The organism is Chryseobacterium echinoideorum, assembly GCF_007474535.1.
Classification (GTDB): Bacteria; Bacteroidota; Bacteroidia; order Flavobacteriales; family Weeksellaceae; genus Chryseobacterium; species Chryseobacterium echinoideorum.
Window position 1 is genome coordinate 44,379 of sequence record NZ_VKNW01000014.1, and the last position, 13,639, is coordinate 58,017.

Annotated in this window: 14 protein-coding genes; 11 read left to right on the top strand and 3 right to left on the bottom strand. The window is 34.3% G+C overall.

Going from position 1 to position 13,639, the window contains the following annotated elements:
* Positions 1–54 precede the first annotated feature (54 nt).
* The 5 genes from bglX (at position 55) to FOL89_RS15900 (ending at position 4,306) form a co-directional block, all read left to right on the top strand.
* Positions 55–2,277, top strand: coding sequence for a beta-glucosidase BglX (gene bglX, locus FOL89_RS15880; protein WP_144283751.1), 2,223 nt, complete (start codon positions 55–57; stop codon positions 2,275–2,277).
* Between the two features lie 352 nt (positions 2,278–2,629).
* Entirely contained in the window at positions 2,630–3,040 is a 411-nt protein-coding gene (locus tag FOL89_RS15885) for a hypothetical protein (RefSeq protein WP_144283752.1), read from the top strand.
* Between the two features lie 114 nt (positions 3,041–3,154).
* Positions 3,155–3,652, top strand: a complete 498-nt coding sequence (locus tag FOL89_RS15890) for a GNAT family N-acetyltransferase (protein ID WP_144283753.1) — start codon at positions 3,155–3,157, stop codon at positions 3,650–3,652.
* 144 nt (positions 3,653–3,796) lie between these two features.
* A complete protein-coding gene (locus FOL89_RS15895; protein WP_228444943.1) occupies positions 3,797–4,024 on the top strand; it encodes a hypothetical protein in 228 nt (75 codons plus the stop codon).
* Between the two features lie 90 nt (positions 4,025–4,114).
* Positions 4,115–4,306 carry a hypothetical protein gene (locus FOL89_RS15900; RefSeq protein WP_144283755.1) on the top strand — a complete coding sequence of 64 codons (192 nt, stop codon included), beginning with the start codon at positions 4,115–4,117 and terminating at the stop codon, positions 4,304–4,306.
* A 40-nt stretch (positions 4,307–4,346) separates the two neighbouring features.
* Here FOL89_RS15900 and FOL89_RS15905 read toward each other — a convergent pair whose 3' ends face one another.
* Entirely contained in the window at positions 4,347–4,661 is a 315-nt protein-coding gene (locus FOL89_RS15905) for a DUF4286 family protein (protein ID WP_144283756.1), read from the bottom strand.
* A 148-nt stretch (positions 4,662–4,809) separates the two neighbouring features.
* On the opposite strand from FOL89_RS15905, the gene gyrA reads away from it, so the two are divergent.
* Positions 4,810–7,392 carry a DNA gyrase subunit A gene (gene gyrA, locus FOL89_RS15910; protein ID WP_144283757.1) on the top strand — a complete coding sequence of 861 codons (2,583 nt, stop codon included), beginning with the start codon at positions 4,810–4,812 and terminating at the stop codon, positions 7,390–7,392.
* Between the two features lie 26 nt (positions 7,393–7,418).
* Entirely contained in the window at positions 7,419–8,453 is a 1,035-nt protein-coding gene (locus tag FOL89_RS15915) for a tetratricopeptide repeat protein (RefSeq protein WP_144283758.1), read from the top strand.
* A gap of 75 nt (positions 8,454–8,528) precedes the next feature.
* Here the strand turns inward: FOL89_RS15915 and FOL89_RS15920 are convergent, their stop codons facing one another.
* Entirely contained in the window at positions 8,529–9,182 is a 654-nt protein-coding gene (locus FOL89_RS15920) for an NAD(P)H-binding protein (RefSeq protein ID WP_144283759.1), read from the bottom strand.
* 192 nt (positions 9,183–9,374) lie between these two features.
* Here FOL89_RS15920 and FOL89_RS15925 point away from each other — a divergent pair, with 192 nt between their 5' ends.
* On the top strand, positions 9,375–9,734 hold the full coding sequence (locus FOL89_RS15925) for an MmcQ/YjbR family DNA-binding protein (protein WP_144283760.1): 360 nt from the start codon (positions 9,375–9,377) through the stop codon (positions 9,732–9,734).
* Here FOL89_RS15925 and FOL89_RS15930 read toward each other — a convergent pair.
* On the bottom strand, positions 9,724–10,644 hold the full coding sequence (locus FOL89_RS15930; protein ID WP_144283761.1) for a bifunctional riboflavin kinase/FAD synthetase: 921 nt from the start codon (positions 10,642–10,644) through the stop codon (positions 9,724–9,726). The genes FOL89_RS15925 and FOL89_RS15930 overlap by 11 nt on opposite strands.
* A gap of 202 nt (positions 10,645–10,846) precedes the next feature.
* Here FOL89_RS15930 and atpD point away from each other — a divergent pair, with 202 nt between their 5' ends.
* The 3 genes from atpD to FOL89_RS15945 all read left to right on the top strand — a co-directional run bounded on the left by atpD (position 10,847) and on the right by FOL89_RS15945 (position 13,624).
* Complete coding sequence (gene atpD, locus FOL89_RS15935; RefSeq protein ID WP_144283762.1) at positions 10,847–12,355, top strand: F0F1 ATP synthase subunit beta; 1,509 nt, start codon at positions 10,847–10,849, stop codon at positions 12,353–12,355.
* Between the two features lie 89 nt (positions 12,356–12,444).
* The gene (locus tag FOL89_RS15940) at positions 12,445–12,726 is read left to right on the top strand and encodes a FoF1 ATP synthase subunit delta/epsilon (protein WP_144283763.1); all 282 of its coding nucleotides are present in this window, start codon (positions 12,445–12,447) and stop codon (positions 12,724–12,726) included.
* Between the two features lie 76 nt (positions 12,727–12,802).
* Positions 12,803–13,624, top strand: coding sequence for a hypothetical protein (locus FOL89_RS15945; RefSeq protein WP_144283764.1), 822 nt, complete (start codon positions 12,803–12,805; stop codon positions 13,622–13,624).
* Positions 13,625–13,639: the final 15 nt, after the last annotated feature.

A 13,639-nucleotide genomic window follows, 5' to 3' on the forward strand; every position in this document is an offset into this window, starting at 1 on the left:
TTATTAAAAATCCTTGCAGATTTTGCATATAAAAAGTACCAAAACTAATTATAAATGAAGAAGATATATTTCATATTAGCATTTACAGTATTTGGAATTAATGCGTTCGCACAAAAGACAATTGATCAGAAAGTTTCTGAACTTTTATCTAAAATGACGTTGGAGGAAAAAGTAGGACAGCTTGTTCAGTATTCAGGGTTTGAATACGCAACAGGTCCGCAAAATTCCAATTCTGCGAATGTTTTAAATGAAATAAAACAGGGAAAAGTAGGCTCAATGCTGAATGTTTCCGGAGCAGAAGAAACCAGAAAATTTCAGGAATTAGCTTTAAAATCAAGATTGAAAATTCCTTTATTGTTCGGTCAGGATGTGATTCATGGGTATAGAACAACCTTTCCTGTGAATTTAGGTCAGGCAGCAAGCTGGGATTTAAAATTAATTGAAAAATCCGAAAGAATTGCAGCAACCGAAGCTTCGGCTTACGGAATTCACTGGACTTTTGCACCGATGGTCGACATTGCAAGAGATCCGAGATGGGGAAGAGTAATGGAAGGTTCGGGTGAAGATACTTACCTGGGAACGCAGATTGGTTTGGCAAGAATCAAAGGTTTTCAGGGAAAAGGTCTTGGAAGTCTGGATGCAATTATGGCTTGTGCAAAGCATTTTGCAGCTTACGGAGCAGCAGTAGGCGGGAGAGATTACAATTCTGTTGATATGAGTTTAAGACAACTGAACGAAACCTATCTTCCTCCTTTCAAAGCGGCTGCAGAAGCGGGAGTAGCAACTTTTATGAACTCTTTTAATGATATCAACGGAATTCCCGCAACGGCTAACCAATACATTTTAAGAGATTTATTAAAAGGAAAATGGAACTACAATGGTTTTGTGGTTTCAGATTGGGGGAGCATTGGCGAAATGGTTCCTCATGGCTATGCAAAAGACAATAAAGAAGCAGCAGAAAAGGCAATTATCGCAGGAAGCGATATGGATATGGAAAGCCGGGCTTACATGGCTGAACTTCCTAATCTCGTTAAAGAAGGAAAAGTTGATCCAAAATTGATTGATGATGCGGCAAGAAGAATCTTAGTTAAAAAATTTGAAATGGGATTATTTGATGATCCTTACAAATTTAGCAACAAAAAAAGACAGCAGGAACAGACTAATAATCAGGAAAACAGAAAATTTGGAAGAGAATTTGGCTCAAAAAGCATTGTTTTGCTTAAAAATGAGAAAAATATTTTACCTCTTTCAAGGTCTGTAAAAACGATTGCTCTAATCGGACCTTTTGGAAAGGAAACTTCTGCAAACCACGGATTCTGGTCGGTGGCTTTTAAAGATGATGACCAAAGAATTGTAACGCAGTTTGACGGAATTAAAAATCAATTGGATAAAAATTCGACTTTATTGTATGCAAAAGGCGCAAATGTAGATGATCAGGACAGATCAATGTTTGCGGAAGCGGTAGAAACAGCGAAAAAAGCAGACGTTGTGATCATGACTTTAGGAGAAGGTCACGCCATGAGCGGTGAAGCAAAAAGCAGAAGCAATATTCACTTTTCCGGAGTTCAGGAAGATCTTTTAAAAGAAATTGCCAAAACAGGAAAACCTATCGTTTTAATGATCAACGCAGGAAGACCTTTAGTTTTTGATTGGGCTGCAGATAATGTTCCAGCAATTATGTATACTTGGTGGCTGGGAACAGAAGCCGGAAATTCTATTGCGGACGTTCTTTTCGGGACGGTAAATCCGGGTGGGAAACTTCCGATGACTTTCCCAAGAACGGAGGGACAGATTCCTGTGTATTATAATCATTATAACACGGGAAGACCTGCAAAAAATATTACCGACAGAAACTATGTTTCAGCTTATATTGATTTGGATAATGACCCGAAATTTCCGTTTGGTTACGGATTAAGTTATACCCAATTTAAATATTCTGATATGAATTTAAGTTCGACAAATCTTAAAGGTAATCAGACTTTAAACATCAGTGTAAATGTTACCAACACCGGAAATTACAATGGGGAAGAAGTGGTTCAATTATATATCAGAGATCTTTACGGAAAAGTGGTAAGACCTGTAAAAGAATTGAAAGATTTCCGGAAAGTTTTCATTAAAAAAGGTGAAACCAAAACCATCAGTTTTACTTTGACTCCCGAAAATTTGAAATTTTATGACGACCAGCTTAATTATGATTGGGAAAGTGGAGAATTTGATATTATGGTAGGAACAGATTCTCAGAATCTTCAGACAAAAAGAATTAATTGGACGAAGTAATATTTTATGAGCTTAAACAGTATCTTAATGCATTAATTAACATCATATTATTATTTTTAGTCGGCGAAGCAATTATGTTTCGCCGATTTTCTTTAATGAAATTTTAAATATTAAAGAATTAAATTATTTAATAAATATTGATCTTATTGTATTAATGCTAAATTAATTGAAGTTTAACCAGTAAATATATCTTTCCAATATTAATTTTTTGAAAAAAATTAATAAATAAACTACTGATTATCAAATCATTAAATTCCAATGTTAACCGAATGTTAACTGAATATGAAATTAATATGAATATTTTTACATATCTTTGATATAAGAAAGTTTAATTATTAAAAATCAAAGACATATGAAAAATAGAATTCAAATAGTAATAGGAACATTTATCATTTTCGGATTTACAGCGGTAACTAACACTGCAAAGGCTCAGACTCAGATGAAAAATAGCAATACAATTGAAGAAGTACTAATCAGCAAAAATGATGCTTTTGCAGAAATCAAGAAGTTGCTGATACAAAATTTCGATTTTACTAATTCTGACTACAAAGAAGGAATTGTAAATTCTGAAGTAAAATTTGACATTGCTGAAAATGGAAAAATCGTCAATGTCCGCTCTAAGGGAGACTGCAAAAATGTAAGCAGAGAGATAGAAAATGTTTTGTCTCATCTTCAATATAAAATTGATTCTGACAAACTGAATGACAATATGCTGGCTTCATCATTTGTAATGCCTGTAAGACTGGATATCGCCAATAGATAATTTTGTAAAAATAATTGTATATGAAACTGCTTGAAAAAGCAGTTTTTTTGTTGCTTTTTATTATCTAAATTTGGCTGTGAAACGGTAACAACAAATTAGTAAAACATCAGTAAAATGAACTACGAAATAAGAGAAATGCTTCCGCAGGATGAAAGAAGAGTATTGGAAATTTTCCAACAGGGAATTGATAGCAGAATCGCTACATTCGATACAGAATTACCAAGCGCTGAAGAATGGAATACAAGCTTTTTCAGCGAATGCAAATGGGTTTTGGAAAATGACAGTAATCTTGTAATAGGTTGGTGTGCTTTGAAGCCTGTAAGCAAAAGAGCATGTTTTAAAGGTGTTGCAGAGGTAAGTATTTATTTGGATCAGCAATATTTAGGCAAAGGTTTGGGTACTTTACTCTTAAAAAAATTAATTACTGACAGCGAACATCACGGTTTCTGGACTTTGCAGTCTAATATTTTCCCGGAAAATGAGTCTTCAATAAAGTTTCATCAGAAAAATGGCTTTCGGATGGTTGGAATAAGAAAAAAAGTAGGTATGCTGCATGGCGTATGGAAAGACCTTGTTATGCTCGAAAAACGCAGTGAAAGCGTTGGTCTATGAAATAATATATGAATAATAAGATCAGGGCAGATTTATGACTCTTAAAGAACAGAGGAAAACTTTAATTTAATCTTGTGTCTTATATATAATAACTGAAATACAAATATCATAACATATCTGCATTACATAAAATCATTTGGCATTATGATTGTACCTATCCAAATCAGTTTTAAAATGATAGATATGAAAGGATTAATGAAAATAATGGGAATTACAGTTGTTTTTGCTATGCTGACTTCCTGTATTGTACACAGCCATCCGGGTCGGAAAGGCGCTCCTCCTGGACAAATAAAAAAAGGATATATTCAAAAAAGAGGTCATGGACATGGACATTACAAGCACAAACCGCATCATAACAAACACAGAAGATAATCAAAAGCATCCTTTTTCGGATGCTTTATTATTAAACCGATATCTTTGGCATTCGGCTTGATTGATTAAGAAAAATCAAACAGACGAAATATGAAAAATCTACTTAAATTTCTCGTTGTATTTGCTATTACATTCGCACTTGCAGCCTGCCATCCGCCACCAAGACCTCCAAAACCTCCGAAACCACCTCACCCAAGACACGGAAGTTTAGAAAAGAAAACGGAAACATCAAAAGACAGCTTCCTAGGAAGTATTTATTATTCAAAGAAATATGCTGTATAATAAATAAACAAAAACCCCTTTAAACAAGGGGTTTTATGATTTACAGCATTTTTTTAATTGGATTCAGCGATGTATTAAAGATCATTATCTGATCGCCAAATCTGCTCTCAATTCTCTCTGTTATATTCAATAATTCGCTTTTCATAAATTCTTCTCTTTTTTCATTATCTGTAAAAATCAGCAAAAGATTATAATTTTTCCCTTCCTCTATATAGTCACTATCTACTTCAGAAAGAATGTATTGATCTACATCCATCAGGTTTTCTGTCATTAGAATCAAAGTTTCATCTACATATTTTTCCCATTCTGTTATATTGCTTTTTATGCAATGAAAAGTTAAACTCAATACGCTCATAATTTAATATTTTTTAAGATATTTTGATAAAATTCTCAGGCAAAAATCGTCAAAAATTTTGTAACTTAGCCCGTTATTAAAATTTGAAAATAAATTGTTTTCAGGCATATTTTTAAAAGTCTGATTATCATTATAATAAAACTTATATATGCAAAAAGAAGGAGAAAGATTAATTCCTATCAACATTGTTGATGAAATGAAATCATCTTACATTGATTATTCAATGTCGGTTATTGTTTCGAGAGCATTACCTGATGTAAGAGACGGTCTTAAACCGGTACACCGAAGAGTACTTTATGGTATGTATGGTTTGGGAGTTTTTTCAAACAGAAAATATTTGAAGTCAGCCAGAATCGTTGGTGATGTTCTGGGTAAATATCACCCGCACGGAGATTCTTCCGTTTATGATGCGATGGTAAGAATGGCACAGCCTTGGAGTCTGCGTTATCCGCAGGTTGACGGTCAGGGTAACTTCGGTTCTATGGATGGTGATCCACCTGCAGCAATGCGTTACACAGAAGCAAGACTTAAAAAGATATCTGACGAAATTTTAGCAGATTTAGATAAAGAAACGGTAGATTTCCAGAATAACTTCGATGACAGTTTGCAGGAACCAACCGTAATGCCTACTAAAATCCCGAATCTTTTGGTAAACGGTACTTCCGGTATCGCAGTAGGTATGGCAACCAATATGGCGCCTCACAACTTATCTGAATCCATAGATGCCATTACTGCATATATTGACAACAGAGAGATTACAATTGATGAGCTAATGCAGCATATTGTTGCTCCTGATTTTCCGACAGGTGGTATCATCTATGGGTATGATGGCGTAAGAGATGCATTCCATACCGGAAAAGGCAGAGTGGTTCTCAGAGCAAAAGTAAGCTTTGAAGAAGTACACAACAGAAATGCAATTATTGTAACCGAGATACCTTACCAAGTAAACAAAGCTGAGATGATTGCCAGAACAGCTGAGTTGGTAAAAGAGGAAAAAATTCCGGGAATCTTTGAAATAAGAGATGAATCTGACAGAAACGGGATGCGTATTGTTTATGAATTGAAAAATGATGCAATTCCTAATGTAGTTTTAAACTTATTATACAAGTACACTTCACTTCAGACATCTTTCAGTGTTAATAATATTGCATTGGTACACGGAAGACCTGAGCAATTGAACTTAAAAGATATTATCCATCACTTTGTTGAGCACAGACACGTTATTATCGTAAGAAGAACGGAATATGAGCTTAGAAAAGCAAGAGAAAGAGCCCACATTCTTGAAGGTTTCATGAAAGTGATCGGTACTCAGGATTCTTTGGATAAAGCAATTTCAATTATCCGCCACAGTGCCACTCCGCAAGCAGCAAAAGAAGGAATTATTCAGGAATTTGATTTGTCTGAAATTCAGGCTCAGGCTATTCTTGATCTTCGTTTAGCTCGTCTTACAGGAATGGAGCTTGATAAAATCCGTGACGAATATGAAGCAATTATGAAAGAAATTAGCAATTTGGAAGATATTTTGGCAAACGAACCGAGAAGATTCCAGATTATTAAAGATGAATTAATTGAAATTAAAGAAAAATACGGCGACGAAAGAAGAACGGAGATCGACTATTCCGGAGGTGAAATGTCTATCGAAGATATCATCCCGAATGAAGCGGTTGTTCTTACCATTTCACACGCCGGTTATGTAAAGAGAACATTGCTTTCAGAATATAAAATTCAAAGCAGAGGTGGAGTTGGGAACAAAGCCGCAACTACGAGAGATTCAGATTTCTTAGAATATATTGTTTCTGCGACCAACCACCAATATATGTTGTTCTTTACCGAAAAAGGTAAATGTTATTGGCTGAGAGTATTTGAAATTCCTGAAGGTTCTAAAACGGCAAAAGGAAGAGCGGTACAGAACTTAATCAATATTGAGCCTGATGATAAAATCAAAGCATACATCAGAACCAATGATCTGAAAGATGTAGATTATATCAATCAGATGAGTGTTGTGATGATCACCAAAAACGGAACCATCAAAAAAACTTCTCTTGAAGCTTACTCCAGACCGAGAGTAAACGGTATTAATGCCATAGAAATCAGAGAAAATGATCAGTTGTTGAGTGCCTATCTTACCAACGGAGAATCTCAGATTATGATTGCCACCAAAAATGGTAAATGTATTAGATTCCCGGAAGAAAAAGTAAGAGAGGTAGGAAGAGGATCTATCGGAGTACGTGGTATTTCCATGGAAGAGAAAGATGAAGTAATTGGAATGATTGTTGTAAACGATGTAGAGCGCGAAACCGTGCTTGTGGTATCTGAAAAAGGTTACGGAAAACGTACCGCAGTGGAAGATTACAGAATTACCAACAGAGGAGGAAAAGGAGTTATTACCTTGAATATTACCGAAAAAACAGGTAATTTGATCGCCATTCAGAATGTTACAGATGATGACGGTTTAATGATTATCAACAAATCCGGTGTTGCCATTAGAATGAATATGGATGAAATGAGAGTAATGGGCAGAAATACTCAGGGTGTAAGAATGATCAACCTTAAAAAGAATGATGAAATTGCAGCCATTGCAAAAGTAGAAATGGACAAAGATGTTGCAGAAGAAGAATTGGAAAGTGAAGAAACGCAAGAGAATATTGCTTCTAATGACGATGAATCTTCAGCAGAAAATAATGTAGAAAATAATAATTCAGAAAATGAAGCTGATTCTGATTCTGAATAATCATTAATATAGTTAAAAATTCACCTATGAAAAAGTTAATTTTAAGTGTAGCAATAACGCTGTCGTCATTAGCTTTTGCACAAAAAAAAGATGCAAAAGATGTCAACGCACAAGTACAGGAATCAAGCAAAGTTGCTTTTGATGCGTATAATGCAAAAAATTATACTGTTGCAGCTCCAAAATTTATAGAACTGTACAATTTGTTGAAAACTAATGGAAATGATGATAAAATTTATATGTATTATGCAGGGATCAGTCATGCATTGGCAAACAATGTTGATGAGGCAATCAAGATTTATACTGAATTGGTAAACTCCGGCTTTACAGGTGTACAGACACAATATACAGCAAAAGAAGCCAAAACAGGTCAGGTTGTTTCTCTCAACAAAGATATTTGGGAAACTTTGAAGAAAACAGGTTCAAAAGATTATACCGAATATAAAACCGAGCAGACCAAAAGCGTAGAGCCAGATATGTATGAAACATTATCTACTTTACTTTTAAATGCTAAAAAAAATGACGAGGCTTTAGCTGTTATCGAAAAGGGTTTAGCAAAATATCCTAACAATGCTAAATTAAAAGAATATCAGGGTAGTGCACTATATGCTTCAGGTAGAACTGATGAGTTTATGGCAAATCTAAAACAACAGATAGCAAAAAATCCTAATGATGCAACCAATTGGTATAATTTAGGAGTTTTACAATCCAAAAATGAAGCAACCCAGTCAGATGCAATCGCTTCTTTTACAAAAGCTATAGAGCTAAAGCCTACTATGGCAGAAGCTCACCAAAATTTGGTATATACTGTAATTGGCGATGATGCGAAAGCGGTTGATGCAATCAATGCTGTAAGAAAAACAGACTCTGATAAGGCTACTGAGTTAATTGAAGCAAGAAAAGAAAGATTTGCTAAAGCTCTACCGTATGCAGAAAAATGGTACCAGACAAAACCAGATAGTCTTGATGCGGTCATTACACTGAAAGAAATTTATGCAATCATGAAAAACCAGCCTAAGGTGGCAGAAATGAAAGCTAAAGAAGCTGAATTACAGGCTAAATAATTTTTAATACATTCACTTTATAATAAAAAGCTTAATAGATATTTCTGTTAAGCTTTTTTAATTTTACTAAGGTAATTAGTGGTTCTTTTCAGCAAAACAAAAGATATTGCCCAGCTTTATACTAGAATATCCGTTGCTCTTAATTTTTGAAGCATTGATCATCGCTTTTGCTAAAACTGCGGTAGGCAATGGTTTCTGACTTTCAAATAGTCCTAATTTGTTGGCAAACTTAATGATTCTGCTACCTAAGACCTCTCCGGTTCTTTCAGAATCTTTTCTTTCCAGCATTCCGGGTTTGAAGATGGTAATTTTGTTAAAATGCAAGTTTCTTACCGCTTGCTCAAGCTCTCCTTTCATTTTTGAATAAAATATTTTTGACTTCGAATCAGCACCATAAGCAGAAACTAAAATGTAGTCTTCTACATTATTTTCTTTGGCAGCTTTGGCAAACTCATACTGATAATCAACATCAACTTTTCGCTGCGCTTCTTTACTTCCTGCATTTTTTAAAGTGGTTCCCAAACATGAAAAAGCTACATCGCCGGCAACAAGACCCTTCCATTCATCAGGTTTCTCAAAATCTACAACATGAGTTTGCAGTTTGTCATTATAAATATTGAGAGGTTTTCTTACAAAAACATTGACTTCATTAAAATCATTATCTAACAGAAGTTGCTGTACTAAATCTTTTCCAGTAGCACCTGTAGCGCCTATTACCAAAGCTTTCATATAGATTTATTATTTTAGGTTATTTAAAAGCACCATTTTACAATTTTGACTTTAAAACCAAACGATTGGTGCATTTTGCAGTTTATTATGGCATTCTCATTTTTAAAATTAATAAATTTGAGACAATTATTATAAAATCTCGTCATAATTTTACTGCTCACAACTCATTAACTGCTTAATTTAATATACGAAATGGATGCCAATGATATTTTAGACTATTGTCTTTCAAAAAAAGGAGTTTCAGAAAGCTTTCCTTTTAATGAAGAAACTCTTGTGATGAAAGTAGGGACAAAAATGTTTTTGCTGATGTCTTTAGAAAAGCAGCCTTTAACCATTAATGTGAAAACAGATCCCGAATGGAGTCTCGAGCTTCGTGAAAGACATTCTCAGATTACAGGTGCTTATCACATGAATAAAACGCATTGGAATTCTGTTTCCGTTGACGGGCTTAAAAGAGACTTAATTTTAAGTTTGATAGAACAATCGTATGATCTTGTTTATAAATCGTTGACTAAGAAAATGAGAGAAGAAATCAGCCAGCTTAAAAGCTAAACTCTTCCGTCAATCTTTTATCCTCATCCAATCTTTCAACTAATTTTTCCATGCCTTCAAATTTAATTTCGTCATGAAGAAAATCCCTGAACTTTACCGTAATATTTTCACCGTAAATATCTCCATTAAAATTTAGAATATAAACTTCTACCGTTAATTTTTCACCATTTACTGTAGGATTAGTTCCAATGCTCAACATCCCTTTGTAAGACTCATTTTTAAGAAAAACTTCTACAATGTAAGCTCCTTTTTGGGGAAGTAGTTTGATATTTTCGGTTTCGATATTGGCAGTGGGATAGCCAATCGTTCTTCCTATTTTTCTACCATGAATTACTCTTCCTGAAAGAGAGTAGTGGTAACCCAGCATTTCATTTGCTTCCTTAATATTACCTTCCTGTAAAGCTTTTCTGATTTTGGTAGAACTGATGTTGTTTTCATGGATGTTGATTGCTTCCATTTGTTCAACTTCAAAATTCAGTTCTTTAGAAAGTTTCTGAAGCAATTCAAAATTTCCGCTTTTGTTTTTACCGAAAGAATGATCGTAACCTATAATTAAATATTTTACATTTAATTTTTCTACCAAAATCTGTCTTACAAATTCCTCTCCGGTTAAATTTCTGAATTCTTCATCAAATTCTTTAACAAACAATCTGCTGATGCCATAATTTTCTATCAGTACTGTTTTTTCGGCCAAAGTATTAAGAAGTTTCAGATCTTCATTAGGATTAAAAACAAATCTTGGATGTGGCCAAAAAGTAAGAACAGCGGTATCAAGATTGTTTTCAGAACCCGCTTTTTTCAATTCATCCATAATACATTTATGACCGAGATGAACGCCGTCAAACATTCCTAATGATAAAGCTAATGGTTTTTTGGAAGAATAATCGCTGAAATTTCTGAAAACTTTCAATAGTAAAATTTTGACTGCAAATATAAGTATAATGTAACAATGTATCAATATAACAAATTACCAATGTTTTTTTGTTGAAAAATGATCAATTGATGAAATGTTATACTGGCAAATTATCGAAAAAAGTATGACAAAAATCTTTTTTTTACCAATTGTGAGTTTCCCAAGATTGATTATATTTGCACCAAGAAAAAATTTAGCAATGGCAAACCAAATTAAAGGAAAGATTTCTCAAATTATTGGTCCTGTAATCGATGTAGTATTTTCAAATGTGGAAGCAATTCCTAGCATTTATGATGCTTTGGAGATTACAAAAGGAAACGGTGAAAAAGTAGTATTAGAAGTAGAACAGCATATTGGTGAGGACACAGTAAGATGTATTGCAATGGATGCAACAGATGGTCTTACAAGAGGTCAGGAAGTAATTGGGTACGGTAAACCTATTACAATGCCAATTGGTGAAGCTGTAAACGGAAGACTTTTCAACGTTGTTGGTGATGCTATCGACGGACTTCAGGAGATTTCTAAAGAAGGAGGTTTACCAATCCACAGAGAAGCTCCAAAATTTGATCAGCTTTCAACTTCTGCAGAAGTTTTATTTACAGGTATCAAAGTAATCGACTTGGTTGAGCCTTACGCAAAGGGAGGTAAAATTGGTTTGTTCGGTGGTGCAGGTGTAGGTAAAACAGTATTGATCCAGGAGTTGATTAACAATATTGCAAAAGGACACGGTGGTCTTTCTGTTTTTGCCGGAGTAGGTGAAAGAACGAGAGAAGGAAATGACCTTTTGAGAGAGATGCTTGAATCTGGAATCATTAAATATGGTGACGATTTTATGCACTCAATGGAAAACGGAGGTTGGGATCTTTCTAAAGTAGATTTAGAAGTGATGAAAGATTCTAAAGCAGCATTTGTTTTCGGACAGATGAATGAGCCACCTGGAGCAAGAGCAAGAGTAGCACTTTCTGGTCTTACTTTAGCTGAATACTACAGAGATGGTGGAGAAACCGGACAAGGTAGAGACGTACTTTTCTTCGTAGACAACATCTTCCGTTTTACACAGGCGGGTTCTGAGGTATCTGCGCTTTTGGGTCGTATGCCATCTGCGGTAGGTTACCAACCAACATTGGCATCTGAAATGGGTGCTATGCAGGAAAGAATTACTTCAACTAAAAACGGTTCAATTACTTCCGTACAGGCGGTTTATGTACCTGCGGATGACTTAACTGACCCGGCTCCTGCAACTACATTTGCTCACTTGGATGCAACAACAGTATTAGACAGAAAAATTGCTTCATTAGGTATTTATCCTGCGGTAGATCCTTTGGCTTCTACGTCAAGAATCTTAGCTCCGGAAGTTATTGGTGAAGAACATTATAACTGCGCTCAGAGAGTAAAAGAAATTCTTCAGAGATATAAAGCTCTTCAGGATATTATTGCAATCTTGGGTATGGAAGAACTTTCAGAAGAAGACAAATTGGTAGTTTACCGTGCAAGAAAAGTACAGAGATTCTTATCTCAGCCTTTTCACGTAGCAGAACAGTTTACAGGTATTCCTGGATCTTTGGTTGATATTAAAGATACCATCAAAGGATTTAATATGATCATGGATGGTGAATTAGATCACTTACCGGAAGCTGCTTTCAACTTGAAAGGAACCATTGAAGAAGCGATTGAGGCAGGACAAAAAATGTTAGCTGATAACGCTTAATAAATTAGACATAAAGATTTGAGATGCTAGACATGAGACTTTGATATTGTCTGAAATCTGAAATCTGAAATCTTCAAATCTAAATTAAAATGAATATAAAAATATTAACACCAGAATATGTAGTTTTTGAAGGAGAAGTAAACTCTGTTTTGCTTCCGGGGAAAAACGGTGAGTTTCATATAATGAAAAATCACGCAGGAATCGTATCTTCTTTGGTAGGTGGCAAAGTAAAATTGTATACAAACAGTATTGATAATACTTATGCTAAATATTTCACTAAAGAAAATGAGAAAGATTCTGTTTTTTCTTATCCTATCAAAAGCGGTGTGATAGAATTTAATCATGATAAAGGAATTATCCTTTGCGAATAATTAAATATAAGCTAAATATATTTTCAAGAAAGTGTAACTTTGTTACACTTTTTTTTATTTTCATAAAACTTGTTATATGCAGAAAGGTTTAATGATTTTTTTAATCTTTTTTTGTTTTTTTATTAATGCTCAAAACATCAAAACCAAAAGAGGAATTGTAAGTTTAGAAGGAATTCATGTTGCAAAAATTTCAAACAGATCCGGAGAATATACTTTTATGGATCTGAAAGAAACACCGATCTTCACTATTAAATTTGTAGATAAAAGTATCGTAGACTCCGTAAGAGACAGCTATATCAAACTTAATAGAGTTTATAATCAGGAAAAAATACTTGATCTGGATTACATATCGCCTTCTCCATTCTCAGGTGACGAAAAATCTGCGGTTTATACCTGTGTCAAAAGTCTGAAAATTATTGATGAAAGAGGAATCAATATCAAAAACCTTGATGAGCTTTTTAAAAATTCTCCTAAAAGAAAACTTGATAATAAAACTAAAGAAGCATATACCACACGTTCTAAAATTGACAAACTTAACATCACAGTCAATAATGTCGGCGAAATTCTTAGCAATGGCGTTCCGGTAGGATATTTTACTAATCTTCCTGTAAGTTTTGGTTCGGAAGACACGATAACCGATAAATCTTTTATTGATATTGAAATTTATGATGCCAAAAGCAAATTCATAGGGAAATATATTACCACAACAAAGCAGCTCAAAACAGCAGGCGGAAAAACATTTACCTTATACCGCGAAATATCTGGCAGAGCATCAATTTTAAAATTCCCTACCTACAAAGCTATTGCGGAAAGAATGGCTATTTTAGATCCTAATTTTATTAAAATCAAAGAAAAAATAGAAGTGGGAGAAATAGTGAAAGATGGTATTGAAAAGTAAAAGATTACGTTTTTA

Coding starts and splice junctions, on each gene's coding strand:
- atpD (WP_144283762.1), top strand. CDS start 10,847: ATGGCAAACCAAATTAAAGGAAAGATTTCTCAAATTATTGGTCCTGTA.
- FOL89_RS15895 (WP_228444943.1), top strand. CDS start 3,797: ATGATTGTACCTATCCAAATCAGTTTTAAAATGATAGATATGAAAGGA.
- FOL89_RS15945 (WP_144283764.1), top strand. CDS start 12,803: ATGCAGAAAGGTTTAATGATTTTTTTAATCTTTTTTTGTTTTTTTATT.
- FOL89_RS15900 (WP_144283755.1), top strand. CDS start 4,115: ATGAAAAATCTACTTAAATTTCTCGTTGTATTTGCTATTACATTCGCA.
- FOL89_RS15920 (WP_144283759.1), bottom strand. CDS start 9,182: ATGAAAGCTTTGGTAATAGGCGCTACAGGTGCTACTGGAAAAGATTTA.
- FOL89_RS15885 (WP_144283752.1), top strand. CDS start 2,630: ATGAAAAATAGAATTCAAATAGTAATAGGAACATTTATCATTTTCGGA.
- FOL89_RS15890 (WP_144283753.1), top strand. CDS start 3,155: ATGAACTACGAAATAAGAGAAATGCTTCCGCAGGATGAAAGAAGAGTA.
- bglX (WP_144283751.1), top strand. CDS start 55: ATGAAGAAGATATATTTCATATTAGCATTTACAGTATTTGGAATTAAT.
- FOL89_RS15915 (WP_144283758.1), top strand. CDS start 7,419: ATGAAAAAGTTAATTTTAAGTGTAGCAATAACGCTGTCGTCATTAGCT.
- FOL89_RS15905 (WP_144283756.1), bottom strand. CDS start 4,661: ATGAGCGTATTGAGTTTAACTTTTCATTGCATAAAAAGCAATATAACA.
- FOL89_RS15940 (WP_144283763.1), top strand. CDS start 12,445: ATGAATATAAAAATATTAACACCAGAATATGTAGTTTTTGAAGGAGAA.
- gyrA (WP_144283757.1), top strand. CDS start 4,810: ATGCAAAAAGAAGGAGAAAGATTAATTCCTATCAACATTGTTGATGAA.
- FOL89_RS15925 (WP_144283760.1), top strand. CDS start 9,375: ATGGATGCCAATGATATTTTAGACTATTGTCTTTCAAAAAAAGGAGTT.